A 23307-nucleotide genomic window follows, 5' to 3' on the forward strand; every position below is an offset into this window, starting at 1 on the left:
ATGGCGGTCGCGGTGCGCTTGCGGGGTGACCGGCCGGTGGCCTGTCTGGCTGCCTGCGTGCGTCGGCGCCGAGGCCCGGGGGGCGGGTCGGCGCCGTGCGACGTCATCCAGAGAAGCAGGGTCGGGAGCCGTCCGCAAAGACCCCTTTTGCTAGTTGTGGCCGTAGTGGGGGTGATGGTCGCTTGTGTGACGTGGCTCGCAAAGTGCAGGTCAGAGGGGGTGATGGCATGGGCATGGCATCCGATATGCACCACTATAGTGGATAGTAGGTGATGTGGGTCATGTGGGGTGGTTCACCGGTCAACGGTCCGGGAAAGTGACCGCGGTCTCGAACGCGCTAGGTTCTGGCCATGACCACCACGGGGAGGGCGCCGGTCCCGGGCAGACTGCTCGGCTCCGGCCGTACGGCGGACGTGTACGAGATCGACGGCGCGTGGGTGCTGCGCCGTGACCGGGAGGGCTGGTGCGACGCGGCCGCGGAGGCGGCGGTCATGGAGCACGTACGGCGGCACGGCTATCCCGCGCCCGCCGTACGCACCGTCGCCTCGCGCGCCGACCTGGTCATGGAGCGCCTCGAGGGGCCGACGATGCTCCAGGCGTTCGCGGCGGGCACGCTGGACTTCGCCACCGGGGGCACCCTCCTCGCCCGGCTGCTGCGCGAACTGCACACCGTGCCGGGCCGCTCCCCGTCCAGGCCCGGGCTGCGCGTCCTGCACCTCGACCTCCACCCCGAGAACGTGATCCTCACCGCCGACGGCCCCCGGGTCATCGACTGGGGCACCGCGGAGGACGGGGACCCCGGCCTGGACTGGGGCATGTCCGCGGTGATCCTCGCCCAGGCCGCCGTCTCCGCCGAGCGGTACGCCGAGGCGGCCCGCGCGACCCTGACGGCGCTGCTCGCCGCCCGTTCCGGGCTCGACTCCGGGCTCGACGCCGGGCTGGTTGCCGCGCCCGATCCCGCGCCGGAGTCCGGGCTCGACGAGGAGGGCCTGGAGGAGGCGCTGCGGCGGCGGGCGGCGAATCCGACGATGAGCGAGGAGGAGGTCGGACTCCTGGGGGCGGCAGGGGAGCTGATCCGTTCGCTGGCGGCGGCCGACGGGTGGGCCGGGCGGCGAAGGAGAGGGAACAGTTCCCTCCTGCGAACGGCACGGCTCCCGCGTGACACGGGCCGCGCCTAGGCGGCCACGTACGTCACCGGATCGCTCCCCGGTACCGCCTCCGCCCGCCCCAGCTTCACCAGGCGGCGCAGATGGGACTCGGCCTCCGAGACGGCGATGGTGCGAGAGCCGTAGGGGATCTGTTCCCAGGGACGGTTCCACTCCATGCGCTCGGCGAGCTGCCAGGGGGTGAGGGGGGTGGCGAGCAGGGCGAGGAGACCGGTGAGGCGCGTCTCGTGGTGGGCGAGCAGCTCTTCCACCCGGGACGGGGCGTCGGTGAAGGGGTGCTGGTGGGCCGGGAGGACCTCGGCGGGGGCGAGCCGGCCGACCCGTTCGAGGGAGTCGAGGTAGTCGCCGAGGGGGTCGGTGACGGTGGTGTCGTCGGGGTCCTCGTACAGCCCGATGTGGGGGCTGATCTCGGGGAGCAGATGATCCCCGGAGAACAGCCGGCCGCGGCCCGGCAGGCCGGCCGGGTGCTCCTCCTCCAGGTGGAGGCAGACATGGCCGGGGGTGTGGCCCGGCGTCCAGATCGCGCGCAGCCGGCGGCCGGGCAGTTCGAGGAGCTCGCCGGGCACGATCTCCCGGTCGGGCAGCGCGGGCGAGAGCCCGGGCAGCGTACGGCGCCGGGCCGACCGGAGCGGGGCGATGTGTTCCTCGGGTGCGCCGGCTGCGGCCAGCTTGGCCGACATGTACGTGTACCAGCGCTCGGCGCGGGTCTCCCGCGTGCGGCGCACGATCGAGGCGTCCGCCGCGTGCATCGCCACCCACGCCCCGGACCTCTCGCGCACCTTGCCCGAGAGCCCGTGGTGGTCGGGATGGTGGTGCGTGATGACGACCCCGTGCACCTCCGACACGGCCGTCCCGCAGGCGGCGAGCCCGTCGACGAGCGCGTCCATCGACGCCGGGTCGTCCCACCCCGTGTCGACCAGCACCGGTCCCCGGTCGGTGTCCACCACATAGACCAGCGTGAACCCCAGGGGATTGTCAGGGATGGGAACCCGCAGGGACCGCACCCCGCCGCCGTGATCGAACGTCGCGCTCGCCGCCATCTGCCCTCCGTCCCCCGGCCGATCCGTGGCCATTGCCCACTATAACTAGAACTGGTATCAGTTTCTGAAACACCGTCAGAAATGATGCGGACGAAGGCAGTGGCCATGGCTGAGCTCGTGGAACACGGAAAGCTGTTCATCGGCGGAGAGTTGACGGACCCCCTGGGCGATGCCGTCATCGAGGTGATCTCGCCGCACACCGAGGAAGTCATCGGGCGGGTGCCGCACGCCTGCGCGGCCGATGTGGACCGGGCCGTCGCCGTCGCTCGGCGGGCCTTCGACGAGGGGCCCTGGTCGCGGCTCTCCCTCGACGAGCGGATCGCGGTCGTCGGCCGGATCAAGGACGGCATCGCGATACGCCACGAGGAGATCGCCCGCGTGATCTCCTCCGAGAACGGCTCGCCGTACTCCTGGAGCGTCCTCGCCCAGGCCCTCGGCGCGATGATGGTCTGGGACGCGGCGATCACCGTCGCCCGGGACTTCACCTACGAGGAGCGCCGCGCCGGCGTGCTCGGGAAGATCCTCGTCCGGCGTGAGCCGGTGGGCGTGGTCGCGGCCGTCGTCCCCTGGAACGTCCCGCAGTTCGTCGCCGCCGCCAAGCTCGCGCCCGCGCTGCTCACGGGCTGCTCGGTGATCCTCAAGCCGTCGCCGGAGTCGCCGCTGGACGCCTATCTGCTGGCGGACATCGCGCGGGAGGCCGGGCTGCCGGAGGGGGTGCTGTCGATCCTGCCGGCGGACCGTGAGGTCAGCGAGTACCTGGTCGGTCACCCCGGTGTCGACAAGGTCTCCTTCACCGGCTCCGTCGCCGCCGGCAAGCGGGTCATGGAGGTGGCCGCGCGCAACCTCACCCGCGTCACGCTGGAACTCGGGGGCAAGTCGGCCGCGATCGTGCTGCCGGACGCCGACCTGGAGTCCGCCGTCGCCGGGATCGTCCCGGCCGCCTGGATGAACAACGGGCAGGCCTGTGTGGCCCAGACCCGCATCCTGCTGCCGCGCCCGCGCTACGACGAGTTCGCCGACGCCTTCGCCGCCGCCGCGAGCGCCCTCGTCGTCGGCGACCCGCTGGACCCGGCCACCCAGGTGGGCCCCCTGGTCGCCGAGCGCCAGCAGCGCCGCAACCTCGACTACATCCGCATCGGCCAGGAGGAGGGCGCCAAGGTCCTCACCGGCGGCGGCCGCCCGGCGGGCCTGGACCGCGGCTGGTACGTCGAGCCGACCCTCTTCGGCGACGTCGACAACTCCATGCGGATCGCCCGCGAGGAGATCTTCGGCCCGGTGATCTGTCTGCTCCCCTACGGCGACGAGTCCGAGGCGCTGAAGATCGCCAACGACTCCGACTACGGGCTGAGCGGCAGCGTGTGGACGGCCGACGTGGCGCACGGCATCGACGTCGCCCGCCAGGTCCGTACGGGGACGTACTCCGTCAACACCTTCAGCCTGGACATGCTCGGCCCGTTCGGCGGCTACAAGAACAGCGGACTGGGGCGGGAGTTCGGGCCCGAGGGCTTCGGCGAGTACCTCGAACACAAGATGATCCACCTGCCGGCGGGCTGGGAGGGCTGAGAGGGCCATGGGGGACCGCTGGCACGTGGAGGTCGACCGCTCGCTGTGCATCGGCTCGGCCCAGTGCATCCACCACGCCCCGGACGGCTTCCGCCTGGACACCGCCCGTCAGTCCCACCCGCTCGCCCCGGACGCGGACGCGAACGAGCGGGTGCTGACGGCGGCGGAGAGCTGCCCGGTGGAGGCGATCGCCATCACCCTGCTCGACAGCGGGGAGGCGGTGTTCCCGCCGGAGGACTGAGACCCCCGGCGAGTGAAAAAATCTTCCCTTTGGGGGGTTCCATCCGGTTTGAGGAGTTCTATCCTGGTAGTGGCCTACGAGGCGAGTGAGGGAGTCCGACCGGAGTAGCCGACCACAGCGAGACGCGAAGGCATCCGCTGAGGCCGACGTCGACGGTAGGGCTGAGAGGCCGAAAGGCAGCAGTCGGGCCGGACGGCGACCCCCAATACCTGATCCGGGCAATACCGGCGAAGGGAACCCGTCTCGTAGGTTCTTCGCGTCCAGGCGGCTCCTGCCTGGTCACAGGAGACTGCTCAGCAGGCTCCGCACCTCCTCGGTCCGCGGGTCCTGCAACAGCTCCATGATCTTCAGCGCCTCCCCCAGCGCTTCGCGGGCCACATCGAGGTTCGACTCGATCCGAAGCCGGCCCAGCTCCACGAGGGACTCCGCGAGCCCGGGGCGGTCGTCCGCCCTGCGCCGGACGGCGACGGCTTGTCCGTACCAGTCCATGGCCGCCGTCCGGTCTTCCAGACGACTGCTGGCCGCACCCAGCTGGTGGAGGACCGCGGCCTCGGTCAGCAGATCCTCCGCCTCCCGGCACAGCGGAAGCGCGGCCATGAGGTGTTCAAGTGCTCTCTGAGGTCGGCCGAGGATGAGACTTATGGTGGCGAGTTCATTGAGGCTGATCGCCTGACTGCGCTGGTTGCCCTCCCCGGTGTGCTGCCGCAGGGCTTCTTGCTGCTGGACGTACGCCTCCTCGTAGCGGCCGGCAACCCGCAGTGTCCACGCCAGGTTGTAGCGGGCGATGGTTTCCCAGTGCCGGTCGCCGGTTCTCCGGCTGAGGTTCAGCGCATTGGTGAAGTGTGTGGCGGCCTCGGTGTGCCTGCCGACCTCGCCCGTCGCCCCGCCGAGGCAGATCTCGGCCCAGATCTCCGCCCAGGTGTTGTGGCTCAGACGGGCGGCCCGCAGGGCGATGGCGGACAGATCGTGGCGATATGCGTGATGGTGGCGGACCACGAAGTAGTAGATGAGGGCGATCGGGATCTTCCAGGCCATGTCGTGCATGCGGCGTTGCATGGCCTGATCGACGGCGGCCGCCAGGCTGACCATCTCCGCATCGCACCACGCGAGCGCCGACGTGTGGTCGTCGAAGCCGAAGACGGGCAGCGGCTGCGGCAGGCCGTCGTCCTCATCCAGCGGGACGTGCCGGCGCTGCGGCGCGAGCACTCGGTCGACGCTGTCGCAGCAGCGGAGGTAGAAGCGGAGTTCGCGGCGGATCGCGGCGTCGCGAACGGCCTCGGGCTCTTCGGCGAGAACCCGTTCGCGGGCGTAGTCCCGGATCAGGTCGTGGAACCGGAACCGCCGGTCGGACACCTCGTCCAACAGATTGTCCGACTTGAGGGCGCGCAGCAGACGCAGTGCTGTCCCGGTCCGGACACCGAGCAATGCCGCGGCGGAGGCGTGGGAGAAGTCGGGGCCCGCGTGCAGCGCGAGCAGCCGGAAGGCATGAGCCTTCTCCGGCGTGAGTCCGTTGTAGGACCACGAGAGCACCAGCCGCATGCCCGTCTCCTCGTCGGCGCTGGTCAAGACAGCCAGCCGCTCATCGGGATCGGTCAGGTCCTCGATGAGGGCCGCGATGTCCTCGGGGCCCTGGCTCTGCTGAGCGACGATGCGTACGGTGAGGGGCAGCCTGCCGCACTGGCTGATCAACGTAGCGACCTGCTGGGTCTTGGTCTGTCCTGACACGCGGGAGAACAGCTCGACCGCGTCCCGTTGCGGGAGCGGTCGCAGGGGCACTTGACCGGCTCCATGGGTTGCTGCGAGAGAGTTCAGGTCGCTGCGGCTGGTGACGACCACACAGCACTCAGGGGTGCCGGGCAGCAGGGGCACCACCTGTTCGGCGTTCCGCGCATTGTCGGCGACGATCAGCACTCTTCTGCCGTGGAGCAGGGAGCGGAACCTGGCCGACATGGCGTCGAGATGACCTCGCAGATCGTCCATCGGGGAGTTGAGAGCCAGCAGGAACGAGTGCAGCGCCTCTTCGGGCGGCTGTGGCGGCAGCGTGTGATAGCCGCGCAGGTCGGTGTAGAGCTGACCGTCGGGGAACCGGTCCTTCATCCGGTGCGCCCACCACACCGCCAGTGCGCTCTTGCCGACACCGGCCTGCCCGGACACCACCGTGAGGCCGTTGTTCTCGTGGGCTGCCGCGTCCAGCCGTGTGATCTCCATGGTGCGGTCGGTGAAGAACGTGGCCGCTCGCGGCAGTTGATGAGGAGCGGCGGGCCGGGAAAGCGGCGGGGCGAGGGCGTCCGGGACTGCCCCGGGAGCCCTCGCCCCGCCGTCCGGCCGGCCTGATCCGGAAGGCGTGCTGTGATCCCGCATGGCTCGCTCCCCTCCTGCGCTGTCGCCGCACACGCGCCCGTCTTCAGGGCGTGATGCGAAGGCTCATGATGCCGCCCGTCGGGCTCCGGGCAGCCGACGGCACGTCATGAACGCCCTGCCCCAGGGAGATATGTGCAGGCCCGGCGGACCCGAAACGCCCGGGTGGCGGGCCCTCGCGCCCGCGCCTGCCGTCGCCGCCCTTGCGGGGCCCTTCAGGGTGACTGGGGAGTCGTCCGACGCCAGACCGATGGCACGGTGAGCCCCGTCGGCCAAGGGGACTGCGGTCCGCCCGAAGGCAGCAGACCCGCCGGTGCCGTGCCGCGGGCACCGGTGAAGTCGAGAGTGCCGCCGGAGACGGTCCTGCGGCCGAAGTCGACCAGGGTGCCGATGAAGGCCGCGTTGTCGAAGGCGACGGTTCCGCCGGCGAATACCGTGCGGGTGAACTTGACCGTTCCGGCGGAGAACACGGTGTCGGTGAAGTTCACCGTGCCTCCGGAGAACCGGGTGCCGTCGAAGCCGACCCGGGTGCCGGAGAACTCCGCGCCGGCGAAGGTGACCAGGCCCCTGGAGACGGTCACCCGGTCGAGTACGACCCGCCCGGCTGAGAACGCCGCGTCACCGAAGTCCACCGTCGCGCCCGAGAACTCTGTGTCGGCCGAGGCGGTCGAGGACGGCGTGCTGCTGAAGGAGACCGTGCCTCCGGTGAACCGGGCGCCGTGGAACAGGACCGTGCCGCCCGTGAACACACAACCGCTGAAGTAGACCGTTCCCCCGCGGAATTCCGCCCCGGTGAAGTCAGCGACGCCGCCGGAGAAGGCAGAGCCACCGAAGTCGGCTGCCCCCGTGGCGAAGACCGTGTGCGTGAAATCCGTCGTACCGCCTGATGCGAACCGGGCACCGGCGAAGGTGATGTCCCCCGCGAAGGTCGCGCCGGTGAACCTGGCCGCACTGTCGCCGAAGTCCGCCCGGGAGAAGTCGCCACCGTCGAAGACCACTCCGGTGAAGTCGAAGTCGTGGCCCTGCCAGGAGTGCTGATGCTCCCGCTGCAGGCGCAGGTGATCACGGACAAGACGGATGACGGTGTGCCGGACCTCCCGTAGCGCTCGGTAGGTGTGCCGGGCTTCCGGGATGCCGGGCGGCAGATCGCCTTCGGCCGTGTAAGGGAGCCGCAGGTAGGCGCAGAGGACGTCGATGCAGGTCTGCCGGAGCGCGCGGGTGGGGGCATCGTCGGCGAGACCGGCGAGGGCGTGCACTCCGCCGAGGCGGACGGCGGGCGATTCGGCGCCGAGCTGGGAGACAGCGGTGGTGAAGCGCTCGGTGTGCAGCCGGGTGGCCTCGCGCAGAGCGCCGTCCTCGTCGACGCGCTGACGCCGGTAGGCGACGACAAGGGCCACCAGGGCTCCAGCACCGGCCACGACCCCGAACGACAGTTTGACCAGGTCGAACAGGGTGCTGGAGTCGATGCGGCGTTCCGGCTTGAGGCCGTGTGCATCGAGCAGGCCCCACCCGGTGAAGAACACGGAGGCCGCCACCAGGACCGCGGTGGTGAAGGTGACGCCGAGTGCGAGGCCGACCGGCCACAGACGTAGACCGCGTCGCTCGAGGCGGCGCCGGGACGGATGAGGGATCACTCTGGTCAGGACTGCCCTCGCCTGCGGTCGGTTGCGGTGGGCGCCGCTGTGTGCGCCGACCGGAGCGGCGGCCCCGCCGGGTCCGTCACGTCGATCAGGCGGCACACCGTCTCGATGTCGATCCGGACCTGGGCGATCGAGGCCCGCCCCGAGAGCCAGGTGATCAGGGCCGAGTGCCAGGTGTGCTCGATGACGCGGACCGCCGAGAGCTGCTCGGGCGTCGGGTCGGTCAGGCCCATCGCGTCGAGGATGATCGCCGTCGTCTGCCGGGACACCTGGTCGACCTCGGGGGAGACGCTGCGGTCGGCGAAGGTCAGCGCGCGCACCATCGCGTCGGCCAGGTGCGGCTCCCGCTGGAGCGCGCGGAAGGCGCGCATCAGGGTCTCCGCGACCCGCTCCGCCGGACGCTCCCCGGACGGCGGCTTCTTGCGGAGCGTGCCGTGCATGTGCTCCAGCTGGTCCTGCATCGTGGCGACCAGCAGATGCACCTTGGAGGGGAAGTACCGGTACAGCGTCCCGAGGGCGACCTGCGAGGACTCCGCGACCTCCCGCATCTGTACGGCGTCGAAACCGCCCCGGCTGGCCAGCTGCGCGCTCGCGTGCAGGATGCGCCGGCGGCGGGCCTGCTGCCGCTCGGTGAGGGGAGAGGAGGCGGGGCGCTGGGTGGAGTCTTCCGCAGGCATGGATCCCGTTCCGTGACAGTCGGTGAGGCTCTGTGATCACACAGCATGGCAGGGCCGCCGGGGCGCGGTGAGCCGTGGCGGGAATCACCTGATCCACTTCTCCCGGCACCCCTACCAGCCGGTAGATTCGGAGCCTCCCGAACGATCAAGTCTGAAACTTGTTCTAGGTTAGCGTCTCGTCGTAATGTCGCGGGACAGCGCAGGCAGAAGGGGGCCCGGAGTGACCGCTGAGGCCATTCGGGCGGGGTCCCGGCGTGACCCCGCCGCTGACGGCGGGCGACCGCTCGACATCGCGCTCCTCACCTATAAGGGGAACCCGTTCTGCGGCGGCCAGGGCGTCTACGTCCGGCACCTGTCGCGCGAACTGGTCCGGCTCGGCCACCGGGTCGAGGTCATCGGCTCGCAGCCGTACCCCGTCCTCGACGAGGGCTACGAGGGCCTGACCCTCACCGAGCTGCCCAGCCTCGACCTCTACCGCTCCCCGGACCCCTTCCGCACCCCCGGACGCGACGAGTACCGGGACTGGATCGACGCCCTGGAAGTCGCCACCATGTGGACCGGCGGCTTCCCCGAGCCGCTCACCTTCTCCCTGCGCGCCCGCCGCCATCTGCGCGCCCGGCACGGCGAGTTCGACGTCGTGCACGACAACCAGACCCTCGGCTACGGCCTGTTGGGCGACGTCGGCGCACCCCTCGTCACCACCATCCACCACCCCATCACCGTCGACCGCCAGTTGGAGCTCGACGCCGCCGAGGGATGGCAGCGCCGCTACTCCGTACGCCGCTGGTACGCCTTCACCCGGATGCAGAAGCGCGTCGCCCGCCGGCTGCCCTCCGTGCTCACCGTCTCCGGCACCTCCCGCCAGGAGATCGTCGACCACCTCGGCGTCCGCGACGACCGGATCCACGTCGTCCACATCGGCGCCGACACCGACCTGTTCTCCCCCGACCCGTCCGTGCCCGTCGTGCCCGGCCGGATCGTCACGACCTCCAGCGCCGACGTCCCCCTCAAGGGACTCGTCCACCTCGTCGACGCCCTGGCGAAGGTCCGCACCGAGTACGCCGACGCCCACCTCGTCGTCGTCGGCAAGCGCCCCACCGAGGGGCCCGTCGCCCAGGGCATCGAACGCTACGGCCTCGAAGGCGCCGTCGAGTTCGTCAAGGGCATCTCCGACGCCGAACTCGTCGACCTGGTGCGCTCGGCACAGGTCGCCTGCGTGCCCTCCCTCTACGAGGGCTTCAGCCTGCCCGCCGCCGAGGCCATGGCCACCGGCACCCCGCTCCTCGCCACCACCGGCGGCGCCATCCCCGAGGTCGCCGGACGCGACGGCGAGACCTGCCTCGCCGTACCCCCGGGCGACGCGGGAGCGCTCGCGGCGGGCCTCGGCCGGCTCCTCGGCGACGCCGACCTGCGCGCCCGGCTCGGCGCCGCCGGACGCGAGCGCGTGCTCGCGAACTTCACCTGGGCCCGGGCCGCCGAGGGAACCGTGGCCCGCTACCGCGAGGCGATAGCCGGGGGCGCCCGCCGCCCGACGACCGCCGTGCCCGAAGATGTTGACGTCGTAAACCGAGCATCCGATCGCGAAAGCAGGGCCACGTGCTGACCGTCGACTTCTCCCGGTTCCCGCTCGCGCCGGGCGACCGAGTCCTGGACCTCGGCTGCGGGGCCGGACGCCACGCCTTCGAGTGCTACCGGCGCGGCGCCCAGGTCGTGGCCCTCGACCAGAACGGTGAGGAGATCCGCGAGGTCGCCAAGTGGTTCGCCGCGATGAAGGAGGCCGGCGAGGCTCCCGAGGGCGCCACCGCCACCGCCGTGGAGGGCGACGCCCTGGCCCTGCCCTTCCCCGACGAGTCCTTCGACGTCGTCATCATCTCCGAGGTCATGGAACACATCCCCGACGACAAGGGCGTCCTCGCCGAGATGGTCCGGGTGCTCAAGCCCGGCGGCCGCATCGCCATCACCGTGCCCCGCTACGGCCCCGAGAAGGTCTGCTGGACCCTCTCCGACGCCTACCACGAGGTCGAGGGCGGCCACATCCGCATCTACAGGGCGGACGAACTCCTCGGCAAGATCCGCGAGGCGGGACTCACGCCGTACGGCACCCACCACGCCCACGCGCTGCACTCGCCGTACTGGTGGCTGAAGTGCGCGTTCGGCGTCGACAACGACAAAGCCCTGCCGGTACGCGCGTACCACAAGCTCCTGGTCTGGGACATCATGAAGAAGCCGCTGGCCACCCGGGTCGCCGAACAGGCACTCAACCCGCTCATCGGCAAGAGCTTCGTCGCCTACGCGACCAAGCCGCACCTGCCCCGCACCGACGTCGAGGCGGCCACCCGGTGACGACCCCCCGGACAGAGCACCTCGTCCTGCCCGGGGTCCTCACCGCCGAGCAGGCCGCCGCGACCGTCGCCGGGATCCTCGCCGTCCAGCGGGAGGACGGCGCGATCCCGTGGTTCCGCGGCCACCACCTCGACCCGTGGGACCACACCGAGGCCGCCATGGCCCTGGACGCGGCCGGTGAGCACGAGGCCGCCGAGCGCGCCTACCTGTGGCTCGCCCGCCACCAGAACGAGGACGGCTCCTGGTACGCCGCCTACGCCGACGGCGCCCACGACGACGTCACCGACCCCGGCCGCGAGTCCAACTTCGTCGCCTACATCGCCGTCGGCGTCTGGCACCACTACCTCTCCACCGGCGACGACACCTTCCTCGACCGCATGTGGCCGGCCGTCTACGCGGCCGTCGAATGGGTGCTGCGACTCCAGCAGCCCGGCGGACAGATCGGCTGGCGGCAGGACGACGACGGCACACCCACCGCCGACGCTCTGCTCACCGGGTCCTCCTCGATCCACCAGGCCCTGCGCTGCGCCCTGGCCATCGCCGAGCAGCGCGAGGAAGCACAGCCGGACTGGGAACTCGCCGCGGGCTCACTGCGGCACGCCATACGACGCCACCCCGAGCGGTTCCTCGACAAGGACCGCTACTCCATGGACTGGTACTACCCGGTGCTGGGCGGCGCGTTGACCGGCGCGGAGGCCAAGTCCCGCATAGAGCAGGACTGGGAGCGGTTCGTCGTGCCCGGACTCGGCGTGCGGTGCGTCGTGCCCAACCCGTGGGTGACGGGCGGGGAGTCGGCCGAACTCGCCCTGGCGCTGTGGGCGGTGGGCGAGTCCGACCGGGCGCTGGAGATCCTCCAGTCCATCCAGCACCTGCGGGACCCGGAGTCGGGGCTCTACTGGACCGGGTTCGTCTTCGACGACCGGGCGATATGGCCCCGGGAACTGACCACCTGGACCGCCGGGTCGCTGCTGCTCGCGGTGGCCGCGCTGGGCGGACACGAGGCCACCTGTGCGGTGTTCGGCGGAGAACAACTGCCCTGGGGGCTTGAGGCGGACTGCTGCGGCTGACCCGTTCGCCGTTCGCCGTGGGGCGCGCCCGGCGCGGCGCGCCCCACGGCGGGTCGCGTCTCAGCGGCGGTGGACCCGATTGGCTATGGCATGGCCGACGAACAGGTACACCACCGCCGCCAGGCCATAGCCCGCCACCACCCTCGCCCATGCCTCGTCGAAGGTGAACAGGTCATGCGACCAGCCCGCCAGCCAGCGGGCCACGTCATGCACGAACTGGACGAACTCGTTGCCACGGTTGGCGTCCAGCAGGTACATCAGGATCCACAGGCCCAGGATCAGGGCCATCACGTCGGCCACGACCGCGATGACGGTGCCGGCCTGGTTCGCGCCGTTGCGATATCTGGACATGCTCCTGCGGGTTACCGCTCCCACCCGTCCGAAACCCGCCCGCGAGGCACCGTCATCCCACCGCCCTCGGCGGGGGATTGCTACGAGTTGAGCTCGGCCAGCACGCGCAGCGTCTCCGGATCCGGTGCCACGACCAGCAGGTCCGTCACCGGCCCCTTGCGCCACGCCTGAAGCCGCTCCGCGATCCGCTCCCGCGGGCCGACCAACGAGATCTCGTCCGCGAAGGCGTCGGGCACCGCCAGCACCGCCTCCTCCCGCCGCCCCGCCAGGAACAGCTCCTGGATCCGCCGCGCCTCCTCCTCGTACCCCATGCGCCCCATCAGATCGGCGTGGAAGTTACGGGTCGCGTGCCCCATGCCCCCGATGTAGAACCCGAGCATCGCCTTCACCGGCAACAGCCCCTCGGACACCTCCGCACAGACCTGGGCACGCACGAGCGGCGCCACGACGAACCCCTCGCGCAGCCCCTCCAGCCCCGGCCCGTACGCATCCGGCCGGCCCGGCGACCAGTACAACGGCAGCCACCCGTCCGCGATCCGCACGGTCTGCGCCACGTTCCGCGGCCCCTCCGCGCCCAGCAGCACCGGCAGATCCGCCCGCAGCGGATGAGTGATCGACTTGAGCGGCCGCCCCAGCCCCGTACCGTCCGCCCCCCGGTAGGGGTGGGCGTGGAACCGCCCGTCCAGCTCCACCGGCGCACGCCGCGCCAGCACCTGCCGTACGACGTCCACGTACTCCCGGGTCGCGGTCAGCGGCGACGCCGGGAACGGCCGCCCGTACCAGCCCTCCACCACCTGCGGACCCGACAGCCCGAGCCCCAGCATCATCCGCCCGCCCGACAGATGGTCCAGCGTCAGCGCCTGCATCGCGGTCGTCGTGGGAGAACGCGCCGCCATCTGCGCCACCGCCGTCCCCAATCCGATCCGCGAGGTCCGCGCCGCGATCCAGGTCAGCGGAGTGAACGCGTCCGACCCCCACGACTCCGCCGTCCACACCGAGGCGTACCCGAGCCGCTCCGCCTCCAGCGCCAGCTCCACATGACCGGGCGCGGGGCCACGGCCCCAGTAGCCGAGCGCGAGACCGAGCCGCATGCCTACCTCCTGACGAACCGTCAGACACGGGCTGCGACTGTACGACAACGGCCCCCCACCCGGAAGGGCGAAGGGCCGTCGACGAGGACTTCGAACTCAGCCGCGCTGGATACCCGAGGTGTCCCGCAGCACACCACGCCGCCCGTCCTGCGTCTGCGCGACCAGACCCTGGGCACCCTGCTCCACCGCCAGGTACCACGTGCCCGGCGCCAGCTCCGCGATCGGCATCGGCGCACCGTCCTCCCCATACAGCGGCCGCGGCACCGGCACCGCGAACCAGAACGGCGAGAACTCCGGCGCCGGCGGCTGCGCGGCCGGCCCCGGCTGCGCCCCGAACGGCTGCCCCTGCTGCGGCTGCCCACCGAAACCGCCCGGCTGCTGCGCCCCCGGATAGCCGTAACCGGCCGGCGGCTGCGCCCCGTACGGCTGAGGCGTCGGCGGCTTCGGCGCCGGCACGAGCCCGGCCTGCAGCGCGGGCACGAGGGGGGTGGCGACCGCGGCACCGGCCAGGAGCAGGGTGGCGATCAGGGCGATGATCAGGCCTGTGCCGGCGTCCGGTCCGTTGGAGCTGTCGCCGAGATTGTCGTAGCCGCCTGCCGGGTCGAAGACGTTACCGAGCGCGCCCCATGCGGCGAAGACCGTGAAGGCCACACCGAACTGACGCAGGTCCAGCCCGAGGACCTTGCGCTCCTGCGGCAGCATCCTGCTGACGATGACGATCGCGGCACCGATGATTCCCGCGAGGACGACACCCAGCAGAACGGGTCCACTGCCCCACAGGCTCGGAAGGTCGATGTTGTCGGGCACGCCGTCGATCGAGTAGAGGTCGAGGAACGACGCGATGAACAGCAACACCGCTGCTCCGATCACCACGCCGTCGCCCCGAGTGAGGGAGCGGATATTCACTTCAGGTCCTTCGTCAGTCGTCTCGTCGTCATCGGTACGTCGGTAGAGGCGTCGCTGTTACCTTGCCGCCCTCGGGCCCCGGTGTGAAGCGCGTGGAACCCCCTGATTGCAGGGACGACACTATCGCCCGCGCGATCGGACTGTCCGCCGGGATCGGCGTGCGGATCACTACCCGCCCAGGAAACACACGATTCCCTCAGAGATCCCCTGCGCCGCCGTCTGCCTCCGGGCGCCGCTGGTCAGCGGTGCCGTGTCCTTCGTATCGCGCGGGAAGCCGCACGCGATGAACGCGGACGGAACCGTTGACAGATTGAGACCGCGCAGGTTCTCACGTGTGACGAGAGCGGCGTTGCGCCAAAGCGATCGCAGTGAACGCCAGTGACGGTGGCGGAGGGTGGTCGGTGTCGGACCTCGCGCCGAGTCATCAAGACGACGAGCGGGACTTACCTCTCCTTGTAGGTGAAGCAGACGCCGATCGGCTTGTAGGCCTTCTTGTTCCGCTCGACGATTTTCTGCGAAAGGTTGTCGAAGATGTCGAACTTCTTCCCGCTGTACTTCGCGTAGGCGGTCAGAGTGCCGTGCTTTCCTCGGGAAACGTCTCGGCTTCCGCTGACCGTGATGCTGCGGCTCTTCTGGACATTCCAGCCGACGCCCGCGCTGATGACCTTGTAACTCACGCCGATGTCGGCGGAGAGCGTCGTGCTCACCGACTTGGTTTCGGAGATGGTGAGCCTGATACCGCCGGACCCGGACGCCTTCGCGATCGGAGACGTGCCACACTTCGTCCCGGCGGACCTGACGTTCACCAGCTTGCCGAGCGGGTAGGCGGCGGCCGCGGTGACGGCGTGGATGTCGGTGGAGCGTTCTGTCGGCTGAGCTTCGGCTGTTGAGCCGACGCCGACCAGGCATGTGGTCAGAGCGGTGACCGCGGTCCCGAACCGGATCAGGTGACGGCTTTTCATTCTGCTCCCCCTTTGATCGTTGAAGAATTTCTTCGATCACGTTTGGCCGATCGGAGTTGATCAAAGGGGCGCAGGAGTCCGCAATGGACTTGAGAAAGATCTGAGCATGGCCATGACGACATTGAGCCAGTGTCGTGCGAGGGTCATGTGCGCAAGAAGGCCGCAATCCCCTCGGCGATGCCCTGCGCCGCCTTCTGGCGCCAGGCGGCGCTGGTCAGCAGGGCCGCGTCCGAGCTGTCGCGCATGTTGCCGCACTCGATGAACACCTTCGGAACCGTCGACAGATTCAGACCGCCGAGATCCTTGCGGATGTCGAGCCCGGTGCCGTCGCCGATGTAGTTGGACGGTGAACTGCCGGTGCTGTGCGCGAAGTCGTCCGCGATCAGCTTCCCCAGGGCCTTCGACGGGCCGACGATCGACCGGGTGTCGGCGGCCCCCTCGTGCACCAGACCCGGCAGGATCACATGGAAGCCCCGGTTCCCCTGCGCCGATCCGTCCGCGTGGATCGACACCACCGCGTCGGCGTGCGCCGCGTTCCCGATCCGGGCCCGCTCGTCGACGCACGGACCGAACGGCCGGTCCCCGTCCTGCGTCAGCCTCACCGTCGCGCCCAGCCCCAGCAGCAGCGTGCGCAGCCGGTGCGCCACATCGAGCGTGAACCGCGCCTCGCTGTACCCCGCGTTGGTGGACGTCCCCGTGGTGTCGCACTCCTTGAAGTTGGTGCCGATGTCCACCTTGCGGTTGATCTCGGCGGTGTGCTGGGAGTTGGTGACGTTGTGCCCGGGGTCGATGACGACGACCTTGCCCCTGAGGGGGGTGGCCGCGTCCTGACCGGGGGAGGCGGCGGCAGTCGTGGCGGAGAGGGTGCCGGGCTTGTCGTCCGGGGTGCCTCCGGAGGGGGAGCCGACGGCCCCTGTCGAGGCCCCCGCCCCCGCCGCCCCGTTCCCGCCGTTTCCGCCGTTCCCGTATCCGCCCAGAGCCTCGTACACCAGCCATCCCAGCAGCGCCCCGGGCACGAGCGCGGCCAGCGCGACCGTCAGCGTGCGCCGCAGCGGTGAGCGGCGCGGCCGGGGAGAGCCGTAGGGGTCGTACGGGTCGGTGGGGCCGAAGGGGTCGGAGTGCGGACCGGTGTAGGACACGCCTGCCACCCTAGCGGGCACCCCCGCCGGGACTGGCGAACCGCGCCCCCTCCCGGCCGTCGCGCCAGACCGTCATCGCTGTGGATCTTCGCCTTCGGGGCGAGGGGCGCGCGGACCCGTTCTCCCGTTCTGCCGTCCCCCCGCCTGGCCCCGTTTCCCCAAGAGAAGCTAAAGAAATCGTTAGGGGGCTGAAGCATCGGAATAGTTGCCCGTGCATACAGGTTCAGGCTCCACGTACCCCTGAACGTCCCGCCCCGGAGGCCCCACCCCATGACGCACACGACCGACCGGCCCACCCGCCAGGCGAGCGGAGCCGTCGTCCCCGTGCTCGCCTTCGCGGGCATCGTGGTCGCGGTGATGCAGACCCTGCTGGTCCCGGTCATCAAGGACCTGCCGCAGCTGCTGGACACCGCCCCCAGCAACGCCACCTGGGTCCTGACCTCCACCCTCCTGTCCGGCGCCGTCGCCACCCCGATCATGGGACGCCTCGGCGACCTCTACGGCAAGCGGCGCATGCTGATCCTCAGCCTCGCCGTGATGGTCGTAGGCGCCCTGGTCAGCGCGCTCACCAGCACCCTGCTCCCGATGATCGTGGGCCGCACCCTCCAGGGCTTCGCGATGGGCGCGATACCGCTCGGCATCGGGCTGATGCGCGACATGCTGCCCCGCGAGAAGCTCGGTTCGGCGATGGCCCTGATGAGCTCCTCGATCGGCGTCGGCGGCGGCCTCGCCCTGCCCGCCGCGGCCCTGGTCGCCCAGCACGCCGACTGGCACGCCCTCTTCTACGGCGCCGCGGGCCTCGGTGCCCTCTCCATCGGCCTCACCCTCCTCGTCGTCCCCGAGTCCCCGATGCGCGCCGAGGGCTCCTTCGACCTGCCGGGCGCGCTCGGCCTCTCCGCCGGCCTCGTCCTCTTCCTGCTGCCGATCACCAAGGGCAGCGACTGGGGCTGGACCTCCGGCACCACCCTCGGTCTGTTCGCCGCCTCCGCCGTCGTCCTCGTCCTGTGGGGCGTCTACGAGCTGCGCAGCGCCGCCCCGCTGGTGGATCTGCGCACCACGGCCCGTCCCGCCGTCCTCTTCACCAACCTCGCCTCGATCATGGTCGGCGTCAGCTTCTACGTCGTCTCGCTCGTCCTTCCGCAGCTCCTGCAGCTGCCCACCGCCACCGGCTACGGCCTCGGCCAGTCCATGGTCGTCGCCGGACTGCTGGTCGCCCCGCTCGGCCTGACGATGATGTTCACCGCGCCCGTCTACGCCCGGGTGTCCGCCAAGTACGGTCCCAAGGTCACCCTGATCCTCGGCATGCTGATCATCGCCGTCGGCTACGGCGCCGGCCTCGGCCTGATGAGCGCGGCCTGGCAGAGCCTGGTCATCGCGGTCGTCCTCGGCGCGGGCATCGGTCTCGCCTACTCCTCGCTGCCCGCGCTGATCGTCGGCGCGGTCCCGGCCTCCGAGACCGGCGCGGCCAACGGCCTCAACACCCTGATGCGGTCCATCGGTACGTCCGTGTCGAGCGCCGTCATCGGCATGGTGCTCGCCAACACGGCGAACGACGTGAACGGTGTCGCGGTCCCCACCATGCACGGCTTCCGCGTCTCCTTCCTGATCGCCACGGGCGCCGTCGCCGTCGGGCTGTTCTTCGCCCTGATGCTGCCGAAGACGAAGCGGGCCCCGCAGCTGCGGGCGAGCAGCGCCGAGGACGAGGTCGTCGAGCGGGCCGAGGAGGTGCTGCGCGGCTTCCGGGGGCTGGTGCTGGACGCCGAGGGCGCGCCGGTGGCCCGCGCCACGGTCACGCTGATCGACCACCGCGGGCGGCAGGCCGGGGCGACCGTCTCGGGCGAGGACGGGAGCTATGCGCTGACCGTCCCCGCGCAGGGGGCGTACGTCGTCTCCGCCGAGGCCCTCGGCCACGGGCCGCTCGCGTCGTCCGCGTCCCATCACGGGGAGGAGCGGACGGTCGAGCTGGATCTGTCCCTGCCCGGGGAGACGGTGACCGCCTAGAAGCGGCTGTCGGGGTGCGGGGCGCGGGGCGCGGGGTGCGGGAGGCGGGGCGCGCGGGGCGGGGTTCCCGCGCTCCGCACAAGCGCCCCCGGACAACCCTCCTCACATCCCTGACGGGCGCCCCCCACGCCCCTCGGAATCCCTCTCCGTACCCCCTGTCGCATGCCCGGCAGGGGGTACGGCAGCATGGGGCCGCCGACCTCCCGTACGACCGAAAGGCGCCCCATGCCTGCCGCCGCCCCCAAGCCCGAGGTAGTCGCCGCGTTCGAGGCGGCCAAGGGGTTCATGCCCGTGGACGAGGGGCTCGCGCTGTACGCGGCTGCCGTCGGGGCGGGGGCGCTCGGGCTGCCGCTGCTGGAGGTCGGGACCTACTGCGGGCGGTCCACGGTGCTGCTGGCCGACGCGGCCCGGCAGGCGGGGGTCGTCGCGCTCACCGTCGATCACCACCGGGGCAGCGAGGAGCAGCAGCCGGGCTGGGACTACCACGACCCGGAGACCGTCGATCCGGAGATCGGGCTGATGGACACCCTGCCCACCTTCCGCCGCACCCTGCACCGGGCCGGGCTGGAGGAGCACGTCGTCGCCCTGGTCGGACGCTCCCCGCAGATCGCGAAGATCTGGAACTCGCCGCTCGGTCTCGTCTTCGTCGACGGCGGTCACACCGACGAGCACGCCACCGCCGACTATGAGGGCTGGGCCCCGCATGTCGCCGAGGGCGGCCTCCTCGTCATCCACGACGTCTTCCCCGACCCCGTCGACGAGTTCACCGGCCAGGCCCCTTACCGCGTCTACCTGCGCGCCCTGGCCTCCGGCGCCTTCACGGAGGTCTCCGACACCGGCTCACTGCGGGTGCTGCGGCGCACCGGCGCCGGGATCTGAATCCTTCTCCCGGACGGCGCGACTGGCGCGACCGGCGCGACCGGCCCGGACGGCAGGGACGTTGGGGACGGCGTAGATGGCGCGGACGGGTCCGGCTGGCGCGGACGGCACGGAGGCGGGGGCGGCGCGGACGGGTCCGGATAGTGCGGACGGCCCGGATGGCCTGGATGGCCCGGACGTTGGGGACGGCGCGGACGGTGCGGAGGCGGGGGCCGCGCGGATGGCGCGGACGGGTCCGGATAGTGCGGACGGCCCGGACGGCCCGGACGGCCCGGACGGCCCGGACGGCCCGGACGGCAGGGACGGTGGGGACCGCAGGGACGGCAGGGACGGTGGGGACGGTGGGACTGCCGGGCCGGGGGACTGCCGGGACGCCGAGGACCCTGTCCGCTACAGCCAGCCCTGGCGGCGGGCCTCGCGTAGGGCCTCCGTCCGGTTGCGGGTGCCGGTCTTGCCGATGGCGGCGGAGAGGTAGTTGCGGACGGTGGACTCCGAGAGGTGCAGCCTCGCCGCGATGTCGGCGACCGTCACCCCGTCCGCCGACGCCTTCAGTACGTCGCACTCGCGGGCGGTGAGAGGGTTGGGACCGGCGCTGAGCGCGGCCGCCGCGAGCGCCGGATCGACCACCGTCTCGCCGGTCAGCACCCGGCGGATCGCCTCCGCCAGCTCCTCCACCGGACCGTCCTTGACCAGGAAGCCGGCGGCCCCGGCCTCCATGGCCCGGCGCAGATAGCCGGGCCTGCCGAACGTCGTCAGGATGAGCACCCGGCAGCCGGGCGCCTCCTCGCGCAGGACGGCGGCGGCGTCCAGCCCGCTCATGCCGGGCAGCTCGATGTCGAGCAGGGCGACATCGGGGCGGTGGACCAGGGCCGCGTCCACGATGGCGTCCCCGGTGCCGACCTGGGCGACGACCTCGATGTCCGGTTCCAGCCCCAGCAGCAGGGCCAGCGCCCCGCGCATCATGCCCTGGTCCTCCGCCAGCAGGACCCTGATCGAGCGGGCGGGACGGCGGTCGCGGGGCATCTCGTTCACCGGCCGGCCACCGGGCATGTCGTTCACGGCCCAAGCGTAGGGCCGACCTGGAGGGACGGCACCTCCCTTGCGGGTGCGGTCGCGGGGGCCGAGGCGGACGGGGAGGTGCACATGGTGATGGCGGGGGTGCCTGGTCCCGGACCGGATGCGAAGAGGCCGAGCAGGGCGTCTGGCCGCTCCGGTCCCCCGAAGCCCGGCTCCACCGGAAGGTCGGCGACGACCGTGAAGCCGCCGCGTCGGCCCGGGCCCGCCGTCAGGGAGCCGCCCGCCGCCGCCAGGCGCTCCCGCAGGCCGGTCAGACCCGTGCCGGTGCCGTGGGCGAAGGCGGCAACAGGACCGGTGCCGGTGCCCTCGGGGTCGCTGCCGGCGGTGCCGTCGCTGCCGGCGGTGCCGTCGCTGCCGGCGGTGCCCCTGCCGTTGTCCGTGATCGTGAGGGAGACCCGCTCCGGCGTCCCGGAGACGGTGATCTCGCAGCGGGTGGCGCCGCTGTGCCGGACGACGTTGGTGACCGCCTCGCGCACCACCCAGCCCAGCAGGGCCGCGGTCCGCGGTTCCACGGGCGCCCCCTCCCGGTGCACGGACGGTTCCACGCCCGCCGCGGTGAGCGCCGAATGGGCCCGGTCCAACTCGGTCGCGAGGCTGCCCTCGCGGTAGCCGGTGACCGCTTCCCGGATCTCCGTCAGCGCCTGGCGGCCCACCGACTCTATGTCCGCGATCTGGGTGAGCGCGTCGTCGAGCCGGGCGGGGGCCAGTCTGCGGGCCGCCTCCGACTTCACCACGATCACCGAGAGGGTGTGCCCGAGCAGATCGTGCAGATCCCGGGAGAAACGCAGCCGCTCCTGGTCGACCGCCTGACGGGCCAGCTCCTCGCGCGCCGCCCGCAGCTCCCGGACCGCTTCCGACAGGCTCAGGATCACGGCCGTCACGATCGTGGAGATCCAGGTGGCGTACGCGGTGTCCAGGCCGCCCCAGCCCTCGCGGCGGAAGGCGACCGCGGCCGCCACGACGGCCAGCGCCACCCCGGCGTACTTCAGCGGCCGGCCGCGCAGGGACGCGCCCGTCGCGAGGCCGAGCAGCGGGAAGAACAGCACCCAGCTGCCGCCGTAGCCGAGGGCGAGACCGATGGTCACCAGCGCCATGACCGCCAGCGCCACCCGGGTGGAGAGCGACTCCCGCTTCTCCTTCACGAAGGCGCGGACGGCGACGTAGATGTAGCAGGAGTTGAAGGTGAGCACGCCCAGGCCGCCGAGCAGCGGGTTGGGGGTCTCGCCCTGGAAGAGGTTCGAGAAGGCGCCCATGCCCAGCAGCAGCCAGGGCAGCAGGGCGAAGGGGTGCGACGGCGGGCCCGGGGGCTCGGGCTCCTTGCACTCCGGGCCCCGCTGCCCGGCCCGCCGGACGCGCGCCCGCCAGCTCTCCCGGCGGGTGGCGAGCGCCCGCCACCACCCGGAGCGGCCCTCAGCCGGTGTCGACCTCGTCATCTTCGCTGCCCCCGTTCGAGCGGTGTCCACACCCTCGACGCTACGGCCCCCGGCGGCGCTTCGGCAGAGCGGGATGTCACCGGTGCACCGGTACGAATGTCACAGCCCCGAGCCGGCCCGGAGCCCGACCCGAGCCTGCCCCGGCCCGGCGTCGAGCCGCACCCACCCGCATCTCTGACACCCCGTCAGGAGCCTTCACAACTGTCGAGCCCTGGGCTATACAAAAGGCGCCGGACTGGAACGCGTTCTAGATCGGCGCGCAACGGCCTCGGTGCGCCCGATCGGTGCGGACGGTCGCACCGAGGTCTCGGACAGGACCGTGCCCTCGAAGGACACACAGGAGCCCCATGCCCATCGACGCAGCCAAGGCCCTCGCCGCCGAACCCCGGTCCGGCGAGATCTCCTGGACCCGTAAGGACGTCCAGCTGTACCACCTCGGGATCGGCGCCGGAATCCCCGCCACCGACCCCGGCGAGCTGCGGTACACCCTGGAGTCGCGCCTGCACGTCCTGCCGAGCTTCGCCACCGTCGCGGGCTCCGGCTCACCCGGGGTGATCAGCGGGCTGTCCATGCCCGGCGTCGACGTCGACCTCGCCCGCGTCCTGCACGGCGGTCAACGCCTGGAGATCCACCGCCCCCTGCCGACCGAGGGCACCGCCACCGCGACGGGCCGTATCGCCGCCGTGTACGACAAGGGCAAGGCCGCCGTCCTGGTCATGCGCACCGAGGTGGCCGACGCCGAGGGCCCTCTGTGGACCAACGACGCCCAGATCTTCGTCCGCGGGGAGGGCGGCTGGGGCGGTGACCGGGGGCCGTCCGGACGCCTCGACCCACCCGCCGGGGAACCGGACCGGACCGTCGAGCGGGCCGTGCGCGAGGACCAGGCGCTGCTCTACCGCCTCTCCGGCGACTACAACCCGCTGCACGCCGACCCCGAGTTCGCCAAGCGCGCCGGGTTCGACCGGCCCATCCTGCACGGCCTGTGCACCTACGGGATCACCCTGAAGGCGGTCGTCGACACGCTGCTCGACGGCGACGTGAGCCGGGTGCGGTCGTACACCACCCGCTTCGCCGGGGTCGTCTTCCCCGGCGAGACCCTGCGCATCCGGATGTGGCGCGGGCAGGGCGAGGTGCGGGTCGCCGTGAGCGCCGTGGAGAGGGACGACGCGCCCGTCCTCGCCGACACGATCGCCGAACACTCCTGAACCTGCTACCTGCACCCGCCCCCCCAGACCAGCTCGAAACGCGAACCAAACCCAAAACCCGAACCCCGAACCCGACCCCGAAACCCGACCCCGAAACCCGACCCCGAAACCCGACCCCGAAACCCGAACTCGAAACCCGAACTCGAACCCTGGACGCCCCGAGGGGAG

Annotated in this window: 20 protein-coding genes, 1 pseudogene and 1 riboswitch; of the genes and pseudogenes, 9 read left to right on the plus strand and 12 right to left on the minus strand. The window is 71.6% G+C overall.

What is annotated here, in order from left to right; genetic code table 11:
* Positions 1-350 precede the first annotated feature (350 nt).
* Positions 351-1178 carry a phosphotransferase gene (locus tag AQJ58_RS03950; protein WP_079078681.1) on the plus strand — a complete coding sequence of 276 codons (828 nt, stop codon included), beginning with the start codon at positions 351-353 and terminating at the stop codon, positions 1176-1178.
* Here AQJ58_RS03950 and AQJ58_RS03955 read toward each other — a convergent pair.
* On the minus strand, positions 1175-2206 hold the full coding sequence (locus tag AQJ58_RS03955) for a Strvi_7410 family MBL fold metallo-hydrolase (protein WP_067244759.1): 1032 nt from the start codon (positions 2204-2206) through the stop codon (positions 1175-1177). The genes AQJ58_RS03950 and AQJ58_RS03955 overlap by 4 nt on opposite strands.
* A gap of 105 nt (positions 2207-2311) precedes the next feature.
* On the opposite strand from AQJ58_RS03955, the gene AQJ58_RS03960 reads away from it, so the two are divergent.
* Together AQJ58_RS03960 and AQJ58_RS03965 are read left to right on the plus strand one after the other, a co-directional pair.
* The gene (locus AQJ58_RS03960) at positions 2312-3769 is read left to right on the plus strand and encodes an aldehyde dehydrogenase (protein ID WP_067244761.1); all 1458 of its coding nucleotides are present in this window, start codon (positions 2312-2314) and stop codon (positions 3767-3769) included.
* Positions 3770-3776: 7 nt separating this feature from the next.
* Positions 3777-4010 carry a ferredoxin gene (locus AQJ58_RS03965; RefSeq protein WP_067244763.1) on the plus strand — a complete coding sequence of 78 codons (234 nt, stop codon included), beginning with the start codon at positions 3777-3779 and terminating at the stop codon, positions 4008-4010.
* A gap of 77 nt (positions 4011-4087) precedes the next feature.
* Positions 4088-4263, plus strand: a riboswitch (TPP riboswitch).
* Positions 4264-4289: 26 nt separating this feature from the next.
* Here the strand turns inward: AQJ58_RS03965 and AQJ58_RS03970 are convergent.
* The 3 genes from AQJ58_RS03970 to AQJ58_RS03980 all read right to left on the minus strand — a co-directional run bounded on the left by AQJ58_RS03970 (position 4290) and on the right by AQJ58_RS03980 (position 8685).
* Positions 4290-6218: a tetratricopeptide repeat protein gene (locus tag AQJ58_RS03970; RefSeq protein WP_067244765.1), complete on the minus strand. Its 1929-nt coding sequence runs from the start codon at positions 6216-6218 to the stop codon at positions 4290-4292.
* A gap of 365 nt (positions 6219-6583) precedes the next feature.
* Positions 6584-8002 (minus strand): pentapeptide repeat-containing protein, encoded by a 1419-nt coding sequence (locus tag AQJ58_RS03975; protein WP_079078682.1) that lies wholly within the window; start codon positions 8000-8002, stop codon positions 6584-6586.
* Between the two features lie 5 nt (positions 8003-8007).
* Positions 8008-8685 (minus strand): TetR family transcriptional regulator, encoded by a 678-nt coding sequence (locus tag AQJ58_RS03980; RefSeq protein WP_067244767.1) that lies wholly within the window; start codon positions 8683-8685, stop codon positions 8008-8010.
* A gap of 220 nt (positions 8686-8905) precedes the next feature.
* On the opposite strand from AQJ58_RS03980, the gene AQJ58_RS03985 reads away from it, so the two are divergent.
* From AQJ58_RS03985 to AQJ58_RS03995, 3 genes are read left to right on the plus strand one after another with little or no spacing between them, the layout of a single operon-like run.
* Positions 8906-10288 carry a glycosyltransferase family 4 protein gene (locus AQJ58_RS03985; RefSeq protein WP_067244768.1) on the plus strand — a complete coding sequence of 461 codons (1383 nt, stop codon included), beginning with the start codon at positions 8906-8908 and terminating at the stop codon, positions 10286-10288.
* Positions 10282-11028: a class I SAM-dependent methyltransferase gene (locus AQJ58_RS03990; protein WP_067244770.1), complete on the plus strand. Its 747-nt coding sequence runs from the start codon at positions 10282-10284 to the stop codon at positions 11026-11028. Before AQJ58_RS03985 ends, AQJ58_RS03990 begins: the two co-directional genes overlap by 7 nt.
* Positions 11025-12095, plus strand: coding sequence for a prenyltransferase/squalene oxidase repeat-containing protein (locus AQJ58_RS03995; RefSeq protein ID WP_067244772.1), 1071 nt, complete (start codon positions 11025-11027; stop codon positions 12093-12095). The genes AQJ58_RS03990 and AQJ58_RS03995 overlap by 4 nt, the downstream gene beginning before the upstream one ends.
* Before the next feature lie 60 nt (positions 12096-12155).
* Here the strand turns inward: AQJ58_RS03995 and AQJ58_RS04000 are convergent, their stop codons facing one another.
* From AQJ58_RS04000 to AQJ58_RS04020, 6 genes and pseudogenes are all read right to left on the minus strand, one after another.
* Entirely contained in the window at positions 12156-12446 is a 291-nt protein-coding gene (locus AQJ58_RS04000) for a hypothetical protein (RefSeq protein ID WP_067244774.1), read from the minus strand.
* Between the two features lie 80 nt (positions 12447-12526).
* The gene (locus AQJ58_RS04005) at positions 12527-13537 is read right to left on the minus strand and encodes an LLM class F420-dependent oxidoreductase (RefSeq protein ID WP_067244776.1); all 1011 of its coding nucleotides are present in this window, start codon (positions 13535-13537) and stop codon (positions 12527-12529) included.
* A 96-nt stretch (positions 13538-13633) separates the two neighbouring features.
* Entirely contained in the window at positions 13634-14443 is an 810-nt protein-coding gene (locus AQJ58_RS04010) for a DUF5336 domain-containing protein (RefSeq protein ID WP_067244778.1), read from the minus strand.
* A gap of 168 nt (positions 14444-14611) precedes the next feature.
* Positions 14612-14785: pseudogene (locus tag AQJ58_RS44215) on the minus strand (N-acetylmuramoyl-L-alanine amidase); the annotation flags it as partial.
* A gap of 101 nt (positions 14786-14886) precedes the next feature.
* On the minus strand, positions 14887-15405 hold the full coding sequence (locus AQJ58_RS43235) for a hypothetical protein (RefSeq protein WP_067244779.1): 519 nt from the start codon (positions 15403-15405) through the stop codon (positions 14887-14889).
* 143 nt (positions 15406-15548) lie between these two features.
* Entirely contained in the window at positions 15549-16544 is a 996-nt protein-coding gene (locus AQJ58_RS04020; protein ID WP_079078683.1) for an N-acetylmuramoyl-L-alanine amidase, read from the minus strand.
* A 270-nt stretch (positions 16545-16814) separates the two neighbouring features.
* On the opposite strand from AQJ58_RS04020, the gene AQJ58_RS04025 reads away from it, so the two are divergent.
* Both AQJ58_RS04025 and AQJ58_RS04030 read left to right on the plus strand, forming a co-directional pair.
* Positions 16815-18545, plus strand: a complete 1731-nt coding sequence (locus AQJ58_RS04025; protein WP_067244781.1) for an MFS transporter — start codon at positions 16815-16817, stop codon at positions 18543-18545.
* Between the two features lie 225 nt (positions 18546-18770).
* The gene (locus AQJ58_RS04030) at positions 18771-19424 is read left to right on the plus strand and encodes a class I SAM-dependent methyltransferase (RefSeq protein ID WP_067244783.1); all 654 of its coding nucleotides are present in this window, start codon (positions 18771-18773) and stop codon (positions 19422-19424) included.
* 390 nt (positions 19425-19814) lie between these two features.
* Here AQJ58_RS04030 and AQJ58_RS04040 read toward each other — a convergent pair whose 3' ends face one another.
* Both AQJ58_RS04040 and AQJ58_RS04045 read right to left on the minus strand, forming a co-directional pair.
* Positions 19815-20447, minus strand: a complete 633-nt coding sequence (locus AQJ58_RS04040) for a response regulator transcription factor (RefSeq protein WP_067245756.1) — start codon at positions 20445-20447, stop codon at positions 19815-19817.
* Between the two features lie 32 nt (positions 20448-20479).
* Positions 20480-21934: a sensor histidine kinase gene (locus AQJ58_RS04045; RefSeq protein ID WP_079078684.1), complete on the minus strand. Its 1455-nt coding sequence runs from the start codon at positions 21932-21934 to the stop codon at positions 20480-20482.
* 347 nt (positions 21935-22281) lie between these two features.
* Here AQJ58_RS04045 and AQJ58_RS04050 point away from each other — a divergent pair, with 347 nt between their 5' ends.
* Entirely contained in the window at positions 22282-23139 is an 858-nt protein-coding gene (locus AQJ58_RS04050) for a MaoC/PaaZ C-terminal domain-containing protein (protein ID WP_067244786.1), read from the plus strand.
* The last annotated feature ends 168 nt before the right edge of the window (positions 23140-23307 follow it).

This window comes from Streptomyces sp. DSM 15324 (assembly GCF_001514285.1).
Taxonomy (GTDB): Bacteria; Actinomycetota; Actinomycetes; order Streptomycetales; family Streptomycetaceae; genus Streptomyces.